The following is a 21,368-nucleotide window of genomic DNA, read 5'->3' as shown; positions in this document are numbered from 1 at the left end:
AGAAATGACAACAATACAATTAGATAACCTATCTTTTTCTTATAAAGGAAAACCAGACATTATCAAAGACTTAACTTTAAATATTCCAAGTAATTCCTTTAGCCTCTTAATTGGGCAAACCGGTTGTGGAAAATCAACTTTACTTAAATTAATTGCGGGACTTTATCCTAAATATGCAGGAATTAGTAGTGGGAAGATCAATTTAAATGGGCTTAAACAAGCCATGATGTTTCAGAATCCATCTGAACAATTTACCATGGCAACACCGCGTGATGAAATTATTTTTGCCCTAGAAAATCTTGATGTTGATCAAAAGCATTATGAGAAGCGTTTAAATTTCGCGATTGAATTTGCTCATATCGAAAAGCTGCTTGATAAAAAGATTGTCAATTTATCCGGCGGCGAAAAACAGCGCGTTGCTTTAGCTACCCTAGTAGCAATGGATATCGACTTATTTTTATTAGATGAACCATTTGCTAGTGTTGATCCTGAAGCACGGCACTATTTAATTAATAAGCTAAGCGAATTAAAGAAGATGGGAAAGACGATTATCATTAGTGATCACGTACTAGATGATTATGAGCAGCTTTGCGATCAAGTCTATGCCTTTGATCATCAAACCGTGAATCGATTAACTGATGAAAAAAAGCGAGAACTTTTTGCAAAAAATCAGGCAATTGATCTATCTGATCTTCACTTTAAACTTCCTAATAAAGATGGAGCAACTGTATTTGAGCTTCAAGATACCCGAATTAGTTTGGATCGGCTTTTACTTAAGCAAGATAATTTGAAGCTATATCAAGGAACCAGCACACTAATTACAGGAAAAAATGGGATTGGTAAGACTTCACTATTTAAGGCCTTAACTAAGATAATTCCATACGATGGTCACATTTTTTATCAAGGACAAGAATTGATGAAACTCAAAGCTAAAAAGTATTTGTTTCACGTGGCACAAATCTTTCAAAATGCTGATGATCAATTTCTAACTGTAACAGTTCAAGATGAGCTCAACTTGAGTAAAAAGCATCGTCATCCCTATTACAGTGATGAAAAAATTGACCAACTTTTAAAAGAATTAAAACTTAATGACCACTTAGATCAAGTTGTCTACTCATTATCTGGTGGGCAGAAGAAAAAATTACAAATTCTGTTAATGCTAATTAGTCAGCAAGAAATTCTTTTATTTGATGAACCATTAGCCGGTCTTGATCATCAATCTGTAAAACAGGTCCTTTCCTTAATGAAAGAGTCAAAAGAAAAATTGCATAGGACTTTTTTGATTATTAGTCACCAAATCAGTGATCTAGCTGACTTATGTGATTATCACCTAAACTTCAGCAATTTAAAGCTCCATTATAGCGAGGTGCCGTATGAATCCTAGTTTAAAATTATTGCTAGTCTTGATTATTTCCCTGGAAATATCGATTAAGGCTAGCCTTACTACCAGTGTCATTATTATTGTCTGTTCAATAATTTATCTGCTAGTTCATAAAATAAAATTGAAGAATTTACTTCTGCTAATACTTTTACCATTAATTGCTGCCTTCACCGTTTTTGCGACTCTGTATTGGTTCAATGATCATCCTGATCACTATTACGCTTGGGTCCTATCTTCACGTATTTACGTTTATATCTTAACGATTGCCTGTATCTCAAGGACTACAACGCCAACTGAATTAACTCGCTCGCTTGAACAGAATCTACATTTACCTAGCAAATTTGCTTATGGCGTTTTAGCCGCTTTAAATATTATTCCAAGAATGAAGATGGCTGTTAAACAAATTCGAACTGCTGGAATGATGCGCGGTGTATGTTTAAGTTTTTGGTCACCAATGTTATATTTCAAAGCAATCTTAGTCGCTATTTCTTCGGCAGATAATTTAGCTCAAGGAATGGAATCGCATGGCTATGTCGAAGGTAAGAAACGATCTACCCTTGTTAAAATCCCAATTTTAGCCAAAGACTGGATTTACTTTTTTGCGATCTTACTTATCTTTAACTGTCGTTTATTTTTCTTCAAATAGGTGAAATGATGGAAATTATTGAAAGAACTATCCCCTTCATGGGATATAAAACATATTATCGAACTGTTGGCAGACGTGGTGATAAGGCTCCACTTCTACTCCTTCATGGCGGTCCAGGATCAAGTCACAATTATTTCGAAGTATTAGATGAACTAGCTGAAATGTCAGATAGACAAATTATCATGTACGATCAGTTAGGCTGCGGTAATTCAAGTATTCCTGATGATCATCCAGAGTTATATACTGCTGAAACATGGGTGAAAGAATTAGAAAATTTGCGTGAGCGTCTCCATCTTTATGATCTTCACTTACTAGGTCAATCATGGGGCGGAATGTTAGCAATCATCTACTTGTGTGATTACCATCCTCGAGGAATAAAGAGTGTGATTCTTTCATCTACTTTATCTTCTGCTCAATTATGGTCTAAAGAACTGCATCGTTTAATTAAGTATTTACCTAATCATGAACAAGCTGCTATTTATAGGGCGGAAATCACGCAGAACTTCTCTGATCCTGATTATCTTAAAGCCAACGATCACTTTATGCAGCAACATGTAATCAAAATAAGCAAGGATTTACCTGAATGCGTTACACGTGCAAAGCATGGTGGAACAGTAGCTTATGAAACCGCCTGGGGACCTAATGAATACACCCCACAGGGTAATTTACATGATTATGAGTATACTAACCAACTAGATAAAATTAAGGCTCCTACGCTAATTACAAGCGGTACAGACGATCTCTGTACTCCATTAGTTGCTAAAACCATGTTTGACCATATTTCAAATAGTCAATGGAAATTATTTGAAGGATGTGGACACATGCCCTTTGTTCAGAAAAATGCAGAGTATTTAGATTTACTTAAAAATTGGCTTAATAGAAATGATTAAAGAAAAGGAAAGTCGCAATTGACTTTCCTTTTTTGCTGTTTAAAGTTTACTTATTTACTACACCCTCAATAAAACTGTAGTATGCAAAATTAATCTTCTATCTGTTCTTAATAATCAAATATAGACCGCCAACAACTGAAAGTTCAGGGATAATTACTTCAGTCCATGTTACTGGGCGGCGCCATAGGGTGATTAAGGCAATGATTCCAACCACTTCTAAAATAATTCCGAGATTACGCACATTGTGCTTAGTAAACCTTCTTGAAGCACTAGTTACCAGTGCCATGATGAATAAAATTGCTCCCACAATCACCATTAAGCTGGCTAAAAAAGTTAATAACGATGTGTCATCCCTGTTTTCCCAGACAGGAATGGCGCTAAGGGCAAGAACAACTCCACCGACTATGAAGTTGATTCCCATAGTCCAAACAGTGAAGTTAAAGCCCAGACCTTTCAAGCAAAGATATGAAATAAAGAAGCCGATGATAACATTGGCTAAAATGATTACTAACATAATAAATTCCTCCAAGTAGTTGTCAGAATCATTATACTATTTTTCTGTATTAATCACCGGTATCAATCGGTTTAAGTACCATGATTTGAAATAACTTACATCAATTAAACATATTCATATGCTAATCATTGCCTAAAATTTTACTGCAATCTGCTTCATCTACTTGTGGAATATAATTTTTTACACCTTAAAAATATGCTTGTATAGCCATTGATGAAACAATAATTAAATTATTTATACCATGCGTTAAAATTGCCATTTTAATATCATCAGTCTTTTGATACACAGATCCAAATATTATTCCAGATAAAACCTTCTGGAAAAAGAATATATTAATGTAAGCATTGTGAGCTATTGCAAAAATTACTGATGTAATAATTATTGAGGCCCATGGAGGTAGTCTCTTAAAAAAACCTTTTTGAATTGCTGCTTGAAATAATATTTCTTCAAAAATAGGTCCAATAACTACTAAATCTAAAACCACAAGTATTGCTAAGTTCGTCTTTAACGTCTCTGTAAAAATTATGTTATTTGTACCAGATCCATGTGCAATGATTGCAGACAATATTCCTATTCCATATGCAATTAGTCCAGATATTATAGCTAATATTAAATTTTTTAAAGTAACTTTTTTTAAAAAATCTAGCTTATTTCCGACCCATTTACATAAATACCACTCCATTACAAAAGTAATAATTGTGAATGCTATAAACATAAGAATATTATGCTGTAAATTTACTTGATGGAATGCTAAATTAAATTCACGTTCATTTTTAACAGAATATAATGGAGTGCTTTCTACTCCAGGTACTTCCATAAATGCAAATATCAAAAATGACCATATTATAAGTAATATCCATTTAATAGTGCTATTTATATATTTCATAAGATTCTCCAAAATAAAAGAGTTGAAAGAACTTTTTTAGTTCTTTTCGTTATCAACATTTTGTATCCCAGTTACCTTATTCAATAGTAATATAAGTTTTAAATGTAAATATAAAAAATCCCTGATTAGGGATTTTTTAAAATTTATTTATACCTATGAAACAATAATATCATTGGTTAATTATCATATATTTCTTTTATTTGTTGAAATGCGAACATATAATCTGAATACAGTTGCTGGTCAAATACTTCTTTTATCATAAAAAGAAAATTTGAAATTTTATCCTTATCTCTTGTATTTAAATAATTAATCAACTGTTCTACAAACTGAATTCTAATCTTTACTAATAGATCATTATCATCAAAATTCATTTTTTTAATTATTGATAATAATTTTTCAGCTTTAGTAACTTCTTTTTTCTTAATTAAGACAAATACAGCATTCAAAATTGCAATACTTTCATTTAAAGATACAATATTGTTTTCATACATCTCGCTTAATAAAGAACGAGATAATTTATAAACTGCTGTTGGATCTAATAATAATTGAACGTTCGCAAATAGAATCACTTCTTTATCAAGCCATTATTTATTTTGGCAATTTGGTTTAAAAGTGACAATTTGTAATCTCTATTTGTCAAATCATTACCTGATAAATCCAAATAATAATTATTGGCCATGGCTGACTTAAAAAGTAACTCTAACTTTACAAATTTGTTATTTTCATTTAGATATTTATTAAGTAAGTCTTGTGAAAAATCATGAAGTTTTTGGATATTATTTTCTTGATACAAGATACTTATTTTTTGTATTATACTCTTTAATTCTTTTTCACTTGTACCAATTTCAAAATATGAAATATGTAAATAATCTAATAGTTTATCGAAAATTTCTATCGGTAAATATTCTTCTCCTCTTTCCCATCTAGAGAGAACAGAAGTAGAAGTTACTGGAACATCAATACATAGTTTTTTAATGAAACATTTGATCTTTTTCTAAACTTTTTGAATTTAGGACCTATCAATTTATCTATTTTATTCATGAAAGGAGACTCCAAATTATGTTGAAATTTAAACTAAAAAAAATTCTTCCTATAGTGATAGGAGGAATACTTGTAGTAGCTGGCTCTTTATAAAAGTAATTTAGTCAAACGTAGTATAACATTTTTATATTATCGAAACAAAAAAGCGGAGAACTCAAAGTTTCTCCGCTTAATTTATTTATTCAAAGTTTGCAACTTTTACGTAACGCTTATCCTTAGTTGTAAATACCTTAAATATACTTATATCGTTTTTTAATAGTTTCTTTTACTTATGATAAGGACTACCACTATTAATCATAAACGCACGATAAATCTGCTCAATCAGCACTACTCTCATCAATTGGTGTGGCATAGTCAACTTACCAAAGCTGATCAAATCATCCCCACGCTTATTCACAGCCTCACTCGTACCCAGACTGCCCCCAATCACAAAGGTAATATCAGAATGACCATAAGTACCAAGATCAGCAATCTCTTTTGCGAATTCCTCACTACTGCGCTGCTTTCCTTTAATCGCAGTTACATACACATACTCCTTATCTTTGATCTTGCTGAGAATTCGCTGACCCTCGATCTCTTTAACTTGTTCATCCTGCGCATCGCTTAGCTTCTCAGGCGCCTTTTCATCGGGCACCTGAACTATTTGCACCTTAGCGAAACGGCTGAGACGCTTTTCATATTCCGCAATTGCGTCTTTAAAATACTTTTCTTTTAATTTTCCTACACAAACTATCTTAATATTCATGCCCTTATTTTATCATGTCCCGGACTTATCCCCTAATCTACAAGGTTTCCACTGCTATTTTCCACAAGTGTGCAAAAGTAAAATCAAGATTTAGTAGTTAGCTCATACGTTCCCAGCACAATTTGTGGTTAGCAACTTTTTTAAATATTTTTAAAAATACTTTCCCACATTAACCTTGGGGGTAAGTAATTTTCACAAACTTTTACTGTGAAAAGCCTATTGTAAAGCCATTTCTTAAAAAATTAACAAGATAATAGCACAATAAGTAAGTCACAATTCACAGCTTATCCACAGATAAATGTGTGCAATTTTACCCACTTTATCCACAATTCACAGTTTTATCCACAGTTATCAACAACTTTTCTAAGTTCTTCAAAACTTGACAACCTGTATTTCCGAACTTTATTCTGTTACACATATTTAAAGTTAACAAAAAAGCTATGCAATACGTGAAACACGCACTACATAGCTTTTTATTTCTTCTATATCGGAATATTAATTAGCTTGAAGTTTTACCTTAGTATCCTGTGTTTTACCATTTCTGTTAACAGTTACATTCACAGTATCACCGACTTTGTGACTATACAAGATGCTGTGTAACGAAGCAACATCGCTCACGCTCTTACCGTCAACCTTGGTAATAACATCTCCAGATTTAATACCTGCACTTGCAGCTGAACCACCCTTGGTTACAGAAGCAACATAGATACCGTCCTTAAGATTTGACTTAATGTTTAATCTTTCTCTGTAAGCATCAGGAATACCGTTCAAAGCGACTACCTTAACGCCAAGTTGTGGACGAGTAATCTTACCATTTTTCACTAATTGGTTAACAATTGTAACAACTTCGTTAGATGGAATGGCAAATCCCATACCTTCAACAGAAGTACCATCACTAGATTGTGATAACTTCATTGAGTTGATACCAATAACTTGACCTGCAGAGTTAACTAACGCACCACCAGAGTTACCTGGGTTAATTGCGGCATCTGTTTGAATTACAGTTTGTTGGTTGTTTTGAGTAGTGATAGTTCTACTTGGGGCCGAAATGATCCCTTGAGTGACTGTAGAAGCGTATTCACTACCAAGTGGTGAACCAACTGCAATAACTGGTTGAGCCGCTTGTAGGGTCTTAGAATCACCAAACTCAGCGGTCTCAGTTACATACTTAGCATCAATTGATAAAACAGCTAAGTCAGTTGTACTATCAGTACCTACAATCTTAGCATTAACTGTTTTACCATTTTCAAGCATAACTTGAATAGCATCACTACCTGAAACTACGTGGTTATTAGTTACGATATAACCTTTACCATTTGCCTTCATATAGACAACACCCGAACCTTCACTATAGGTTTCAAGCTTGTTGCTATCGCTATTCTTGCTACTGCTGCCACCGCCAAAGATGCTATAAATGTCATTTGAACTTGATGATTGTTGTCGCTTCAAGTTAATAACTGATACCACTGCACCTTTAACTTGATTGTATGCTTTAGTCATACCACCACTGTTAGCAGCACTATTTTTAGAAATCTTTGCGCTACTTGAACTAATACTAGTTTGAGCTGAATTATTAACTTGGGCATTATTTATTTGATCAATTCCGTAGTATGAAATTCCCCCACCGATCAAACCAGCAACTACCCCAACAATTGCAGTTTTAGTAATAATTGAATTGCTCTTCTTAGGAGCCCGTGTTGGTTGTTTTGGTGTTTGATTATTTTGATTGTTATCCATCTTCAATATCCCCCTATGTTTTATTTGTACTAACTATACCGATAAAATTTGAAAAAAATATGAACGAAATTTGTTAAATATTTAAATTTTCACCAGTTTAGTTGGACTGAGAGCATCCGTATCAATTATGTTGACATCACTATCTAGATTAGCATCCCCATCAATTAAAATCTCTTTCGCCGTCTCATGAGCCAAATATTCAGTATTATTATGATGACTCCGGTGAGCCAGAAAAATATTTTTCGTCTTTGGACATACCACATCAAGTAGTGCTTGTCCTGCTTCATCATTAGATAAATGCCCAACATCTGATAAGATTCTCTGCTTAAGCGACCATGAATATGGACCATCTCGTAACATCATATTATCATAGTTGAATTCTATCATATATGCATCCGCATCTTTAATTGTTCCCTTAACGGTCTCAGACACATATCCTGTATCAGTTAAGAAAGCAATTCTTTTACCATCACTTTCAAAAACATAGTATTGCGGCTCAGCAGCATCATGACTAGTTGCAAAAGCCGTCACGTCTAAATCCCCAAAAGTCCTTGTCTGACCTGGTTCGATTGTATTTATTTGTTGAGACGGTAACTTTCCAATCTTATTGGTATCCAAAAGATAATTCCACGTTCCCGTATTAGCAAAGGCATCAATCTTAGGATAGCGACGCATCAAAACACCAAGTCCCGCACTATGATCGCTATGATCATGACTTAAAAAAGCCATATCGATTTCATTAATATCGACTCCAACTTCATCTAGCAATTCTTTAGTTTTCTTACCAGATAGACCCGCGTCCATTAGAATCTTATGCTGACCAGTCGTAATTAAACTAATATTTCCAGTTGAGCCACTGGATAAAACCGAAACTTCCACAACTATCCCTTTCACATTATTTATCTGAAATTGAAGTATTGTTTTGAATCATTTGTCCATTAAAGGCATTAACTCGTTTAACCGTAGTATTTTTTGTTGTCTTATTTTGAATCCAAACCATCCAAGTTGGTAATAAGATTGTTGAACCACGCACATCAGTTAACTTTGAATAGCCCAATTTAACCTTCAACACTCGAGAATTATTAGCTAGTTCTCGATCAGTATACATTGATCTAACTGCATGCCATGGTGAAATTGTTGATTGTAATTCTCGCACCGAACTTACTGGTCCCATATAGGTCATAGTGTAGTTTTCAATCAGACCATTTTTCACATTAATTGTTAGCAAGGCCGAATTATCATAGATACTGCCATACTCAGAGTTTTGAACAAAGATATAACTACCACTTGATGACATATTTGGTTCATATTTAAACTGCATCCCAAATGGCACATTTTTCGAATCATCCTTAAACATATTAAGTTCCTTCAAGATCTGCTTTTGATCACCTTTGATCGTTACTTGGTTTTTAGGAGTGGCAGTTAAAGTTGAAGTTGCCTTCGAGTAACTAGCATTTACTTGGGTTAAAGTAGACAACTTATCTGAAAGATAATCTTTATTTTTAGCAGCCAAATAGTAACCTGATTCCTGAGTGGTTGATAAATGATCAGGCAAGTCAATTCCATCCGAGCGCATTTCTAGTTTAATATTTGAACTGCTTGAATTACTTGCAGTATTAGACAAACTAACAGGTGAGCGAACTATTTCAATTGCTAAATAAATATCAATTAAAACAAAGACAATCAAAAATAGCCATTCAATTTTTTTATGATCCATTTTATTTTGCCTCTCTTTCCACTGCTACCTTATTGCTGCGATAGATCTGCATATCTTGCTTCGACCATTCATCAGCACTCTTCCATTCACCATAGGCTTTAACAAAGTATGCCGGAACTAGATTAACTAAACTATTGTTACTTTTATCTTTTTCGACCTTAAAACCGATAATCACCTTTTCAATATCATCTTTTCTTAGGCCGTTTGTGGCCAATCTATCAATCATTTCATCAGTCGATTCAAGTCTTTCAGTTTCACCATCAAATGGTACTGGAATCTGGAAGTTAATGCTATTGAATGCTACATTAATTGCCCCAGTTGAAAACTTGGTATTAACTTGAACATCATGTTCATTCAAAAATACTGGAATTCCTTCAATATTGTTAACATAACTGACACTATCTTTATCTGCATCAAAGAAGCGCAGGTCTTGTTCAGTTAAGCCCAAATTATAAACATAATAGACACTGTCTAATAGACGGTTATTAACATTTGGAATTCTGCCCTTTTCATAATTGGTATACAAATAATTATGGTCGTTTGACTTATCCGCATTTGGTACTCTTAAACGATTTGAGTAATTAAGCGAATAGGTTGTTTGGCCATCCTTAGAGGTACGACTTGTAACTCCCGATGTACCTAGCAACCGATTCACAAAAAATGAGTCAGATTGATAGTTAGTAATATAGCTATAAACCTTCCAGTCATAACTCTTATCATAAAAAGTTGAGTATCCTGACTTCATTCTAATAAAGCTAACTTGGCTTTGATACTTAGCATTTTTTGCATATTTTCTTAGACGGTTAAAGTTCACTCCTGACAAGCTCAAACGGTAAACTTGATTAGTCTTATCATTACCTAAATAAAGCCAACTATTTGAATTTGGAATAAAAATTCGGTTAAACTCACGATTTCTTTTATCAAGATTATAATTGGCAAATAATCTTAAAGTGATTTCATCAGGATATGTTAATTGAATAAAATTAGGATTATTCAATAATTTTTCATAATCTGCCCGACTTGAACTTACATCTACTGTTTTGGTTACCTTAGCATTTTTTAAAGACCGAGAAAATTCAAATGGTAAGTTCTTTTTAGAATCATAAAGTCGATAAGGGTGGCCCTTTTTGAAACCATAAGAATTAGTTGGAATATATAGATCATAGAGATCTTTAGTATTACGATTTCTCAATTGATCCCGATTAACCGACGAAGAGTGTGGTGATTGAGCGATATGGCTAAAGCGCTGATCATTAGTCATAATGAAGATCCATAAAACAATAGATAAAATAATCGCTACAGCTGTCCCAATTCCTAAGAAGAGGTCACCAAATTTGAATTTAAACTTCATCCCAATCATCCTCCTCACTCATTGGTTCATATGGAAGTGAAATGTAGAAAGTAGATCCGCGACCTTCACTACTATCTGCCCAGATTTTACCTTGATGAGCTTCCACAATTTCCTTAGCAATTGCCAAACCTAAGCCTGTACCACCTTGTGCACGTGAACGAGCCTTATCAACCCGATAGAAACGATCAAAGATCTTGTCTAAGTCTTTTCTTGGAATACCCAACCCTTGATCAGAAATACTTAAAATGACATGGTTTTGATTTTGAACAAGTTTAACTGTAATTACCCCACCATCTGGTGAATACTTGATCGCATTGTTCATAATATTATCAATTACCTGCATCATCTTATCAGTATCAATTTCTACCCACAATGCTTGATTTCCCAATTCACGCTTAATGGTGTATTTCTTGCTATCTTTACCATTTGATTCATCGTTTTTCACGATCATATCAAACCTGTTAAGAATATGGTTCACGAAGTCATTAAAATTAACTAATTCGCAATCCATCTTCGACACACCACGGTCCATTCTTGACAAGCTAAGCAAGTCATTAATCATTCTGATCATACGCTCAGTTTCTTCTTGAGTAACCTGCAAAAACTTAGGTGCAATATCTGGATCTTTCCAAGCACCAGCATTCAAAGTGTCGATATAAGCGCGCATACTTGTTAATGGGGTTCTCAACTCATGAGAAACATTTGAAACAAATTGTCTTTGAGAATTTTCATTTTTCTGTTGTTCAGTAATATCGTGAAGTACACATACACTACCTGAAACAAACCCGGTAACACGCTTAATTAAAGAGAAGCTCACATGCAAGATAACTTCATCACGGGTACCTTCATTAACAGTAATCACAATTTCTTTTTGACTAGAAATTAACTCTTGCGATGTTTCTTCTTCTATTCCTAAAACCTCTCTAATTGGATGATTAATTACATCCTCTTCTTTTAAGTTTAAGAAATTGAGTGCCATTTGGTTAACAACACTAACATTGCCATGACGATCTGTTGCTAGCACCCCATCTGTCATGTGCGACAGAACGCTATCAAGTCTTCGTCTTTCACTATCAGATTCTTCTTGTGAACGTTCAATCTTTACAGAAAGAGTGTTAAAGGCCTTACCTAATTGACCCAATTCATCATTTGAGTAAATCTTAACCTGATTTGAATAATCACCATCTGCAATACTTAAAGCTTGCTCCTGCATTTCTTCGATCGGACGGGTGATCGCTCTTGAAATAACCAAAGCTAAAATTGCTCCAAGTAATGCTGCAATTAGAGAAGCAACTAAGAAGGCAAAAGAAGTATTTCTTAAATCATCAAAAATACTCTGCATATTTGCACGGACATAAATCGCTCCCACATTATTATTGGAGCCATTACCACTAGTTAATGGCGTTACTTGAATCATGTAACTATTTCCGCCATCATTAATTACCCTAGTAACTTGTCTACCAGTAGATGTAACTTGCTTCACATCTGCATTATTTACTCTTTGACCAACACGTCCCTTATCATTAAGGGTCGAAACTGCCCGAATAATATCCTTATTATCAACGACGATAATTTCACTGATTGATGAATTATTACTAAAGTCATTAATAATTGCGCTCAAGCGATCATCAGTATTTTTATCATTTCGAACTAGCTGATTGGATAGCTGATTAGTGACGATCTGTGGAACTTGAATTGAAGATTGGAAATTATTAATATTATTTTGTTCTAGTTGCCTAGTAAAATATGCCCCAATCACTTCAATTGTTGCTAGTAACATCAACATGAAAACTATCGCTAGTTTTGTATTTATGGAATTAAAAGTCTTTTTTAATTTTTTTCTGATCTTATTCATTTTTATTTTCACAATAACTATATAAAAAGAAAGCCACATACTTAGACAGTCCTGTGGCTTTCTTAATTATTCTTCTGTAGGCTGTTTTACGTAGTAACCAACCCCGCGACGAGTAATTAAAATTTGAGGTTGAATTGGATTATCCTCAATCTTTTCTCGCAAACGGTGAACAGTTACATCAACAGTACGTACATCACCAAAATAGTCATAACCCCAAACAGTTTGGAGTAAGTGCTCTCTAGTCATTACTTGACCCATATGTTGAGCTAGGTAGTATAAGAGCTCAAACTCACGGTGAGTAAGTTCAATCTTACTTCCATTCTTTTCTACAATATATGCATCTGGCATAATAACTAAATTACCGATTGTAATGTTTTTGTCGGCCTCTTCTTGCGTTGCTGCTTCTGCTTTTTTAACAATATCGCGGCGACGCAAATTAGCCTTCACACGAGCTACAAGTTCACGGTTTGAAAATGGCTTAGTGACATAGTCATCCGCACCCATTTCAAGACCTAGAACCTTATCAATTTCTGTATCTTTAGCAGTTACCATAATAATAGGCATATCATGAGTTTGGCGTACTTCACGCGCAACTTCAAGGCCATCTTTTTTTGGCAGCATTAAATCTAAGATCATCAGATCTGGATCATATTCGTCAACTTTCTTTACAGCCTCTTCACCATCGTAGGCAGTGTCGACGTCGAAGCCTTCCTTCTCCAAGTTAAACTTGATAATATCAGAAATTGGCTTCTCATCATCGACGACGAGAATTTTTTTTGGCATCGAGAATGTGCCTCCTTTGCCCTTTTATTATACTGATTTTTATAATATTAGCCAATAGCGTTAAACTTTTTTAAAAAAACTCTTGCATTTTTACCCAATTAATAGCATAATAATATCTGTCAGTTATGACAAGTCAAAAATGGGTGGTTAGCTCAGCTGGCAGAGCAACGGACTCTTAATCCGTGGGTCCAGGGTTCGATCCCCTGACCACCCACTACTTATAAGCATCGCTTCGGCGGTGCTTTTTTGTTACCAAATTTCTTGATAATAAGATCAGGCTCCATGTAACGTCGTTCTTAATGCTTTTTTGATTAAAAAAATTCCATTTATTGGTAAAATAAAATTAAATTATAGAAGTTCTCAAGGAGGGATTACTATGAACAACGAAAATGTCTTCTTTAACCCTGGCGATGCAATTGCTTCTTCACATGATTACAAAGAAGCACGTCGCAGTGCACAAATTATTAAAGCAGGTCGCCCAACTGCCGATCAACTAATTATTGCTAAAAATGAAAAAGATGGTACTTACGCAATTTATTTAGAAGATAAGGCACGTGATGCTCGCCATGGTGAACCCTATCAGATCAAGGATAAGCTTTGATTTCTAGCCACTTAAACAATAAGTGGCTATTATTTTTTAACTTTTTTCAAAAAAGTACTTGCCATAGGTCGAATTTCTTGATAATATTATTAACTGTCAGCGGTACGGCTGATAAATAAAAAAACGGGTGGTTAGCTCAGCTGGCAGAGCAACGGACTCTTAATCCGTGGGTCCAGGGTTCGATCCCCTGACCACCCACCATATGGAAATGGCACTGCGAGAAGTCGGTGCTTTTTTTGTGCCAAAATTTAGGGCGAAGCATTATGTGCTTCGCCTTTTTATTTTCATTGAACAATTATTCTACTTAGTTTTACTAAGCTTTCCATGATAGAATAAACTTAATTATAGGAAGAAAAAGATGGAAACATACTATTACAAAACGCTGACTGACGATTTAATCGACAGTAAAGATCAAAACTTCAAATTAAGCGATGATTATCAACTATTGCCCACTTCAATCGGTGCTAAAATCTGGAATCCAATTGCGCGCTATTTGGCTGCTGGCTTTGGTTGGATATACTCACGCCTTTTTTTACATGTTCAAGTAGTTGACAAGAAGAAGCTTAAAGCATTTAAAGACACCGGATATTTTGTTTATGGTAATCACACTCAACCAATGGGAGATGTTTTTACTCCGCTGACAATTTTTCCTGTAAAAAACTTCTACGCCATTGCAGGACAAGCAAACTGGGGCATCCCCTTCATTGGAAAATACCTCGTTCGCTATGGCGGACTTCCAGTCGGCAGCGATATCAAACAGGCCGGTAAATTAGTTAAAGCCGTTCAAGAAGTAATCAAGAATAAACACGGTGTAGTTATGATTTATCCTGAAGCACACGTTTGGCCATACTATACAAAAATCCGCCCTTTCGCCGACACTAGTATGCATTTTCCAATTAAATTAAACGCTCCAAGTTTTACTGCGACAAGCACTTACGTTAAATCATCTTTTTATAAAAGACCAAAAATCATTGTTTACATTGATGGTCCCTTTTTCCCAGATAAAACGCTTAGTAAAAAGCAGGCCCAAGAAAAACTGCATAACCAAATTTGGGACAGTTTAAATGAGCATGCCAAGCTAAGTAATTACAACTATATTAGATATGAATGCAAGAAATGAGAGTAACTATGAACATCCTTTTTTGTGGGGACAGTCACGCCCAAGATGGAGTTTTAATCACGACTTTATCTCTTTTAAAAAATACCGATGCCGAATTACATTTGTATATTTTAACCATGTACACCCATAGCGAAAAGAAAAACTATCATCCATTTTCTAAACATGCGGCTGATTTTATTCGTTCACTTTTAGTAAAAAAGAATCCAAAAAATACGTTAGAGTTAATTGACTGCTCTACTTTATTTATCAAGGAGCCGCCAACCGCTAATATGAATTCGCGCTTTACCCCATATGCTATGCTTAGATTATTTGCGGATGAATTACCTCAGATTCCTGATCGAATTCTTTACCTTGATGATGATATCATTGTTCGTCAGAATATCGATGACTTTTACAATCAAGATATTTCAGGTGTTGAGTTTGTCGGAGTATTAGATTATTGGGGAAGATTTTTCTATCATCATCTTAAGTTTAGAAAGGTCTTTGATTACGTGAACTCCGGAATGCTCTTATTAAACATGCATGAAATCAGAAAAACAGGTCTTTTTGCCAAAGTTCGCCATATGATTCAGGTCAAAAAAATGCTTTTACCTGATCAAGCTGCTCTGAATAAGCTAGCTACAAGTAAACGAATCGCTCCTAGAATCTATAATGAGCAATACAAACTCCAACCCGATACCCGTATTCAGCATTTCACTACTAGTTTTCGTTTTAAACCATTTCCATTTATACACACTCTGACTGTAAAACCGTGGGATGTTGAACGTGTTCACAGCGTATTAAATTTGCATGAATATGATAAATTACTTAACGAATATCTCGCATTGAGGGATAATTTAAACAAATAATTTTTATTTCTTGGAGGAAAGAATATTGACCATTCCTATTTTTTACACAATCAGTGACAACTACACCCCATATGCGGCTGTTTCAATTCAATCTTTGATTGATCATACTAGCGCTGATCATGACTACACTATTACTTTGTTAGTTCAAACAATCAGTGATGAACATAAAAAGAGCTTAGAAAACATGTCTACTGATAATGTTCACGTAAATATTTTCCACATCGATGATCAAATGGTTAAACCTATCACAAATTCAAAAGAAAATTACTTACGTGGTCAATTCTTTACCATGTCAATTTTCTATCGTTTGTTCACCCCTGAACTTTTCCCACAATATAATAAGGCAATCTATTTGGATGCTGATACAATCATCAATACGGATTTAGCTGAAATGTATGATATCGATATTGCGGACAACATGTTTGCTAGCTGCCCTGATTTATCAATTCGTTTCATGCCACTTTTGCAAGAATATATTAAGAACTGCCAAGGTATTTTTCCACCAGAAAAATATATCAACAATGGCGTGATCATTTTTAACATGAAGGCTTTCCGCGACAAGCACTTCGTGGATAAATTCTACTACTTGCTTGAAAAATATCACTTCGATAATGTTGATCCAGATCAAGCATACATGAATGAGATTTGTGAAGATAAGATTTACCATTTACCAAAAGAATGGGACGCAATGCCTAACGAAAATATGCCTGAAATTGAAAGCCCAAAGATTGTTCACTACAATTTATTCTTCAAGCCATGGCACTTTGCTGATGTCCAATATGGTGAATACTTCTGGAAAGCTGCTAAAAAGACTGAATATTATGATGAATTAAAAGAGCAACTTAATTCCTTTACTGACGCAGATCGTCAGCATGCTCGTGATGATTTAGAAAAAATGGCAACAAAAGTTAAACACATTGAACAAGAAGAATACACCTGGGCAAAAGTTAAAAAGTTTGAAGATGTAAGAATCTAAAAGATCAAGGAGAATTTATGATCATTGGGGATAACCGTGAACAAGTTATTGAAAATATTAAAAAGGCCGCCAATTCTAGGAATTTAAATGCCAAAGTTGAGGTCGGAGATCCAGTTATGTCCTTAGATGAACGTTTAAAACTAGTGGATGACTTCTGGAAAAATCAAGCGAGCCTTAAAGGAAAGATCAACGATACAATTGGTCATTACATGTATAGTCTTTTTGCCAAAACGATTACTGCTTCAACCGAAATCGTTGGTGCTGAAAACTTGCGTGATCTTCCACGCGGAGGTGCTATAGTCACTGCCAATCACTTCAATCAGTTTGATTCATTGACCATCAAGCGGCTAGCTGATCACGAGCATCATAAATTATCAATCGTCATCAAAGACACTAATCTAATGCTTCCTGGATTTTTACGCTATTTAATGAATTATGTGGGAACCATTCCTATTGTAGATAGTCCCCACTATATTGGAAATGACTTCATCAAGTACCTACACAATGCTCTAGATCGCGATAATTGGGTGCTTATTTATCCCGAACAAGAAATGTGGTGGAATTACCGCAAGCCAAGAAAACTCCAGCGAGGGGCCTATTATTTTGCGGCTAAGCAAAACGTTCCAATTATCTCAACTTTTGTAGAAATTCAAGATCTACCAAAATTAGAAAAGCAAGATAATAATTTCTACCAAACCAAGTATATTGTTCACGTTTTACCAGTCATTTATCCTGACCTTAACTTAAGTGAAAAAGAAAGCTCCACCAAAATGAAGGAGCAGGATTACAAGCAAAAAGTGGCTGCCTATGAACGAATTTATGGCAAGAAGTTAAATTATGACTTTTCTAATGATGACATTGCTGGTTGGCATCAACAATAAGCATATTTCTATGAATTTTGGTGACACCGTGTTACTATATAATTAGATAAGTAATCTAATTATGAAAGGAGTCCTCTCTATGAAAGAATTCACTAAAGAAGACTTGAAAAACAACAACGGAAAAGACGGTCGTCCCGCTTACGTTGCAGTTGACGGTATAGTATATGATGTAACTAATAATAACCATTGGACTGATGGTCAACACCACGGTAACTTGGCTGGTCAGGATTTAACTGAAGAAATTAAATCTTCACCACATGGTAAAGATATTTTAAAAAAGATTAATAAAGTTGGTATTTTAACTGACTAAAAAAAGCTGGGATTTTCCCAGCTTTTTTGTTTATTAACGTTCAGATGCACCTGAACTAGCATCTGCTTCTGAATCTTGATTAATTTCTTGGTAAATAGTATCAGCGGCTACTCGACCAAATGTAAAGATATCTGCAAGTGAATTTCCACCTAAGCGATTTCCTGCATGAAGTCCTCCAGCATTTTCTCCGGCCGAATAAAGTCCTGAAATGACTGTCCCAGTAGGATCTAGTACATGCGCATCCGGATCAATCACTAGTCCTCCCATCGTATGATGAATAGCAGGCTTTCTAGGTGTAGCGTAAAATGGTGCCACCTCACATTTGAGTCCTAAAACATTTTTATGAAACTCTGGATCATTACCTTGATCAACATATAAATTGTAATCAGCAATTGTTTTAGTCAGAACCTTTGGATCTATACCGACTTTTTCAGCTAATTCTTCTAAAGTATCTGCTCTAAACAAAGTTCCAGCTTTTACCTGTGCATCAATTGACTCCTGTGTCGTGTTATAAGCCGTCTCTTTGATTTTATCATCGGCTATAAGGTAGAATAGCCCTCCATTAGAAATTGCTGCCTTAGCCAAAGTATCACGCTCAGCAAACTCATTAACGAAACGTTTACCCTTTTGGTTAACCATAATGAAGTTTGCCGGTGGAGTTTGGAGTCCAGTAAATAATTCACCTGTCTTCGGATCAGAGACTGGCATCAATTGAATAAATCCCATACCAGTTAAATCTGCTCCGGCTTCAAGACCCAGCTGAATCCCATCACCAGTAATAGCTGGTGAATTAGTTGTCGCAATATCATCATCAATATGCTCCCAATACGTGTTGTATTTTTGAACCATCTTGGTATTAGCTCCAAAACCGCCAGCAGTTAAAACAACAGCTTGAGCATGGACAGTAACTTTACTGCCATCTTTTCTTTCGGCAATAACTCCCTCAACTCGGCCATTATTAATAATCAAGTGTTTAACTGGGGTATCTGTTAAAATTTTTCCACCATTTTCTTTTACCCAATCACCAAGAACATGAATAAAAGCATATCCCATTGGTTCAACTGGCTTATGACCACGTCTCCAAAGCCCACCAACAGGCTCAGTAACTTCTTCTTGATCAAACTTTACACCTAAATGTCTGAGCCATTTAACCGAAGTTAAAGCATTTTCAACTAGCTTATGAACTAGAGAATATTTACCATGAATCTCATTACCTTTTAAATCGACTCTTTTACCACCTAAGTAAGTTTGGATTTCGTGCAAAAGAACAGAATCAAATAGATAATTTTCTCCAGATGCTAGATAATCATTTATTTGTTTTTGTAATTGTTCAAAATCCTCACGATATTCTGGATCTATTTTTTCAATTGGTGTTTCAGCAAGTTCTTTAAGCGTTTCTTTTTCGCCAGCTAAAGATGAGAACTTCTTTTGCCATTCTGGATCAGCCGCATTAACTGGACCACCTGCACGTGTAGTATTACCACCAATTTGTGGGAATTTTTCTAATACAAGTACTCTTTCTCCATGTTGAAGTGAAGTTGCAGCTGCAACAAGTCCCGCACCACCGGCACCAACAATGACAATATCTGTCGTTAATTCTTCATCTTTTTTTACTTTTTTATCAACAGGCTTTGGTCGATTTTCCCATTCTGTAGAATCACCACCGGCCTGAGTAATTGCAGTAGCAACACCATCAATCACTCCATGACTTGAAATGGTGGCTCCACTTATTGCATCAACATTTAATGTTTGATTATCAACAATTTCTTGAGGTAATCTCTTAAAAACTTCATCTGCGACTCCACGAGTTTCACCACTAGAATCTACATTAATATTAAGTATTTTATCTTCAGATAAAGTCACAGACATTGGCATATAACTAGAACCATGACCATGTGCTTTAACCTCATACTTTCCTGGCTTCATGTACATCGACCTTTCTTTTAAGCTTTTACTTTATTTTAAATTAAGAATTTTCATCCGTGAAATAGTTTTCTAGCTAGTAAGTTATAATAAATTTGTTATAAGGAGGATTGCTATGAACGACCCAGAAGCACTATTACATTATCTTGATACTCTTTTAAGAGAGAGTAATTTTACTCAAGCAGCAAAAGAACTCTATGTTTCTCAGCCATATTTAACTCAATTAATTAAAAGAATTGAGAAAAAAGTCGGTGCTAAGATACTTAATCGAGACCAGATTCCATTTTCTTTAACAGAAGCGGGAATAATCTATTATAAGTATTTAGAAAATATTTCATATGATAATCAACAATTGGATCGAAAACTCGCTAGATTTACTAGGCCAGATAAACAAGTTATTCGAATTGGAATATTAGAAAGTTTAGGAACTTTTTTGCTACCTGAAGTATTACCTGGATTTTTATCAGAAAATCCGAATGTCGAAATACAGCTATTCGAAGCTTTCCCAAGACAAAATGAAGTCCGTTTATTGAATGAGCAAATCGATTGCTACATTGGGCAGACACCTGAAACAACTAATCGAGGACTTAAGCTATTCATTAATGGGGGAGAACAATACTATTTTGTAATCCCACCTACCTCTAGTCTATATCAAGAAGGAAAATTTATTCTTTCTCTTGATGATTTAGATTTAATTGAATTACTAAACCAGCCACTTGTTTTAAGCGCCCCAGAATCCGCAATTAGGCACCAAGTTAACGGACTACTCCAAAAATTTCATATTAAACCAAATATCATAATGGAGTCTAACAGTATAATCACTGCCACAAACTTATCAATTAACGGCATTGGTCTAACAATTTCTACAGCAAGTATTCTTAAAAGAATGAGTCAAACACCAATCAACCTTTTTCCATTAGATAGTAAGATTATGAACCTGAAATTCTTCCTAGCTATTAAAGAAGGAAAAAACATTCCAAAGTCGCTAGAAAAATTAATCAATCATTTTGAAAAATTAGAATTAAATACAACTATTAAATAGGGAGTATCAGGGACGTCGATACTCCCTATTTCAAAGGGAAAAGCACGAAAAAAGGAACCACCTTCCGGTGATCCCTTCCTTGCATATTCCGTTTAGCTCCGGCTGTCAGACTCGAACTGAC

The 21,368-nt window shown here is 34.9% G+C and carries 21 protein-coding genes and 2 tRNA genes; 12 read left to right on the top strand and 11 right to left on the bottom strand.

All coding sequences use genetic code 11. From position 1 onward, the window contains the following. The first annotated feature begins 4 nt into the window (after positions 1-4). From NFR82_RS02250 to pepI, 3 genes are read left to right on the top strand one after another with little or no spacing between them, the layout of a single operon-like run. The gene (locus NFR82_RS02250) at positions 5-1,384 is read left to right on the top strand and encodes an ATP-binding cassette domain-containing protein (RefSeq protein WP_251716524.1); all 1,380 of its coding nucleotides are present in this window, start codon (positions 5-7) and stop codon (positions 1,382-1,384) included. Beyond that, positions 1,374-2,027, top strand: a complete 654-nt coding sequence (locus NFR82_RS02245) for an energy-coupling factor transporter transmembrane component T (RefSeq protein WP_251716523.1) — start codon at positions 1,374-1,376, stop codon at positions 2,025-2,027. The genes NFR82_RS02250 and NFR82_RS02245 overlap by 11 nt, the downstream gene beginning before the upstream one ends. Positions 2,028-2,035: 8 nt before the next feature. Beyond that, the gene (gene pepI, locus NFR82_RS02240; protein WP_251716522.1) at positions 2,036-2,917 is read left to right on the top strand and encodes a proline iminopeptidase; all 882 of its coding nucleotides are present in this window, start codon (positions 2,036-2,038) and stop codon (positions 2,915-2,917) included. Between the two features lie 97 nt (positions 2,918-3,014). On the opposite strand, the gene NFR82_RS02235 is transcribed toward pepI, so the two are convergent. The 10 genes from NFR82_RS02235 to yycF form a co-directional block, all read right to left on the bottom strand. After that, positions 3,015-3,431: a hypothetical protein gene (locus NFR82_RS02235; RefSeq protein WP_251716521.1), complete on the bottom strand. Its 417-nt coding sequence runs from the start codon at positions 3,429-3,431 to the stop codon at positions 3,015-3,017. Positions 3,432-3,618: 187 nt separating this feature from the next. Next, on the bottom strand, positions 3,619-4,317 hold the full coding sequence (locus NFR82_RS02230) for a CPBP family intramembrane glutamic endopeptidase (RefSeq protein WP_251716520.1): 699 nt from the start codon (positions 4,315-4,317) through the stop codon (positions 3,619-3,621). Between the two features lie 176 nt (positions 4,318-4,493). Further along, positions 4,494-4,886 (bottom strand): Rgg family transcriptional regulator, encoded by a 393-nt coding sequence (locus NFR82_RS02225; RefSeq protein ID WP_251716519.1) that lies wholly within the window; start codon positions 4,884-4,886, stop codon positions 4,494-4,496. Between the two features lie 737 nt (positions 4,887-5,623). Further along, the gene (rlmH, locus tag NFR82_RS02220; RefSeq protein WP_251716518.1) at positions 5,624-6,103 is read right to left on the bottom strand and encodes a 23S rRNA (pseudouridine(1915)-N(3))-methyltransferase RlmH; all 480 of its coding nucleotides are present in this window, start codon (positions 6,101-6,103) and stop codon (positions 5,624-5,626) included. 495 nt (positions 6,104-6,598) lie between these two features. After that, positions 6,599-7,840, bottom strand: a complete 1,242-nt coding sequence (locus NFR82_RS02215; protein WP_251716517.1) for a S1C family serine protease — start codon at positions 7,838-7,840, stop codon at positions 6,599-6,601. A gap of 81 nt (positions 7,841-7,921) precedes the next feature. After that, positions 7,922-8,719, bottom strand: coding sequence for an MBL fold metallo-hydrolase (locus tag NFR82_RS02210; RefSeq protein WP_251716516.1), 798 nt, complete (start codon positions 8,717-8,719; stop codon positions 7,922-7,924). 16 nt (positions 8,720-8,735) lie between these two features. After that, positions 8,736-9,557 (bottom strand): two-component system regulatory protein YycI, encoded by an 822-nt coding sequence (locus tag NFR82_RS02205; RefSeq protein WP_251716515.1) that lies wholly within the window; start codon positions 9,555-9,557, stop codon positions 8,736-8,738. Position 9,558: 1 nt separating this feature from the next. After that, entirely contained in the window at positions 9,559-10,917 is a 1,359-nt protein-coding gene (locus tag NFR82_RS02200; RefSeq protein WP_251716514.1) for a YycH family regulatory protein, read from the bottom strand. After that, positions 10,898-12,763, bottom strand: a complete 1,866-nt coding sequence (gene walK, locus NFR82_RS02195; protein WP_251716513.1) for a cell wall metabolism sensor histidine kinase WalK — start codon at positions 12,761-12,763, stop codon at positions 10,898-10,900. The genes NFR82_RS02200 and walK overlap by 20 nt, the downstream gene beginning before the upstream one ends. Positions 12,764-12,829: 66 nt before the next feature. After that, entirely contained in the window at positions 12,830-13,546 is a 717-nt protein-coding gene (gene yycF, locus NFR82_RS02190) for a response regulator YycF (protein WP_251716512.1), read from the bottom strand. Positions 13,547-13,687: 141 nt separating this feature from the next. On the opposite strand from yycF, the gene NFR82_RS02185 reads away from it, so the two are divergent. The 8 genes from NFR82_RS02185 to NFR82_RS02150 all read left to right on the top strand — a co-directional run bounded on the left by NFR82_RS02185 (position 13,688) and on the right by NFR82_RS02150 (position 18,282). After that, positions 13,688-13,760: transfer RNA gene (locus NFR82_RS02185), tRNA-Lys, on the top strand. Positions 13,761-13,922: 162 nt separating this feature from the next. Beyond that, positions 13,923-14,147 carry a hypothetical protein gene (locus tag NFR82_RS02180; RefSeq protein WP_251716511.1) on the top strand — a complete coding sequence of 75 codons (225 nt, stop codon included), beginning with the start codon at positions 13,923-13,925 and terminating at the stop codon, positions 14,145-14,147. 125 nt (positions 14,148-14,272) lie between these two features. Then, positions 14,273-14,348, top strand: a tRNA-Lys gene (locus NFR82_RS02175). A gap of 157 nt (positions 14,349-14,505) precedes the next feature. Continuing rightward, positions 14,506-15,267, top strand: a complete 762-nt coding sequence (locus NFR82_RS02170) for a lysophospholipid acyltransferase family protein (RefSeq protein WP_251716510.1) — start codon at positions 14,506-14,508, stop codon at positions 15,265-15,267. Positions 15,268-15,275: 8 nt separating this feature from the next. Continuing rightward, positions 15,276-16,115, top strand: coding sequence for a glycosyltransferase (locus NFR82_RS02165; RefSeq protein WP_251716509.1), 840 nt, complete (start codon positions 15,276-15,278; stop codon positions 16,113-16,115). A gap of 22 nt (positions 16,116-16,137) precedes the next feature. Then, positions 16,138-17,091 carry a glycosyltransferase family 8 protein gene (locus tag NFR82_RS02160; protein ID WP_251716595.1) on the top strand — a complete coding sequence of 318 codons (954 nt, stop codon included), beginning with the start codon at positions 16,138-16,140 and terminating at the stop codon, positions 17,089-17,091. Between the two features lie 17 nt (positions 17,092-17,108). Continuing rightward, positions 17,109-17,972, top strand: coding sequence for a lysophospholipid acyltransferase family protein (locus tag NFR82_RS02155; RefSeq protein ID WP_251716508.1), 864 nt, complete (start codon positions 17,109-17,111; stop codon positions 17,970-17,972). A gap of 79 nt (positions 17,973-18,051) precedes the next feature. Continuing rightward, complete coding sequence (locus tag NFR82_RS02150; protein ID WP_251716507.1) at positions 18,052-18,282, top strand: cytochrome b5 domain-containing protein; 231 nt, start codon at positions 18,052-18,054, stop codon at positions 18,280-18,282. A 33-nt stretch (positions 18,283-18,315) separates the two neighbouring features. Here NFR82_RS02150 and NFR82_RS02145 read toward each other — a convergent pair whose 3' ends face one another. Continuing rightward, on the bottom strand, positions 18,316-20,208 hold the full coding sequence (locus NFR82_RS02145) for a flavocytochrome c (RefSeq protein WP_251716594.1): 1,893 nt from the start codon (positions 20,206-20,208) through the stop codon (positions 18,316-18,318). A 112-nt stretch (positions 20,209-20,320) separates the two neighbouring features. Here NFR82_RS02145 and NFR82_RS02140 point away from each other — a divergent pair, with 112 nt between their 5' ends. Further along, entirely contained in the window at positions 20,321-21,247 is a 927-nt protein-coding gene (locus NFR82_RS02140; RefSeq protein WP_251716506.1) for a LysR family transcriptional regulator, read from the top strand. Positions 21,248-21,368: the final 121 nt, after the last annotated feature.

Origin of the sequence: Lactobacillus agrestimuris (assembly GCF_943193025.1) — a bacterium.
Taxonomy (GTDB): Bacteria; Bacillota; Bacilli; order Lactobacillales; family Lactobacillaceae; genus Lactobacillus; species Lactobacillus agrestimuris.
Note: the sequence above shows the minus strand (reverse complement) of the source record. Positions and strands in the feature narration are given on the sequence as shown.

Coding starts and splice junctions, on each gene's coding strand:
- NFR82_RS02140 (WP_251716506.1), top strand. CDS start 20,321: ATGAACGACCCAGAAGCACTATTACATTATCTTGATACTCTTTTAAGA.
- NFR82_RS02250 (WP_251716524.1), top strand. CDS start 5: ATGACAACAATACAATTAGATAACCTATCTTTTTCTTATAAAGGAAAA.
- walK (WP_251716513.1), bottom strand. CDS start 12,763: ATGAATAAGATCAGAAAAAAATTAAAAAAGACTTTTAATTCCATAAAT.
- NFR82_RS02145 (WP_251716594.1), bottom strand. CDS start 20,208: ATGAAGCCAGGAAAGTATGAGGTTAAAGCACATGGTCATGGTTCTAGT.
- NFR82_RS02235 (WP_251716521.1), bottom strand. CDS start 3,431: ATGTTAGTAATCATTTTAGCCAATGTTATCATCGGCTTCTTTATTTCA.
- NFR82_RS02200 (WP_251716514.1), bottom strand. CDS start 10,917: ATGATTGGGATGAAGTTTAAATTCAAATTTGGTGACCTCTTCTTAGGA.
- NFR82_RS02165 (WP_251716509.1), top strand. CDS start 15,276: ATGAACATCCTTTTTTGTGGGGACAGTCACGCCCAAGATGGAGTTTTA.
- NFR82_RS02170 (WP_251716510.1), top strand. CDS start 14,506: ATGGAAACATACTATTACAAAACGCTGACTGACGATTTAATCGACAGT.
- NFR82_RS02215 (WP_251716517.1), bottom strand. CDS start 7,840: ATGGATAACAATCAAAATAATCAAACACCAAAACAACCAACACGGGCT.
- pepI (WP_251716522.1), top strand. CDS start 2,036: ATGGAAATTATTGAAAGAACTATCCCCTTCATGGGATATAAAACATAT.
- NFR82_RS02150 (WP_251716507.1), top strand. CDS start 18,052: ATGAAAGAATTCACTAAAGAAGACTTGAAAAACAACAACGGAAAAGAC.
- NFR82_RS02230 (WP_251716520.1), bottom strand. CDS start 4,317: ATGAAATATATAAATAGCACTATTAAATGGATATTACTTATAATATGG.
- yycF (WP_251716512.1), bottom strand. CDS start 13,546: ATGCCAAAAAAAATTCTCGTCGTCGATGATGAGAAGCCAATTTCTGAT.
- NFR82_RS02180 (WP_251716511.1), top strand. CDS start 13,923: ATGAACAACGAAAATGTCTTCTTTAACCCTGGCGATGCAATTGCTTCT.
- NFR82_RS02245 (WP_251716523.1), top strand. CDS start 1,374: ATGAATCCTAGTTTAAAATTATTGCTAGTCTTGATTATTTCCCTGGAA.
- rlmH (WP_251716518.1), bottom strand. CDS start 6,103: ATGAATATTAAGATAGTTTGTGTAGGAAAATTAAAAGAAAAGTATTTT.
- NFR82_RS02155 (WP_251716508.1), top strand. CDS start 17,109: ATGATCATTGGGGATAACCGTGAACAAGTTATTGAAAATATTAAAAAG.
- NFR82_RS02205 (WP_251716515.1), bottom strand. CDS start 9,557: ATGGATCATAAAAAAATTGAATGGCTATTTTTGATTGTCTTTGTTTTA.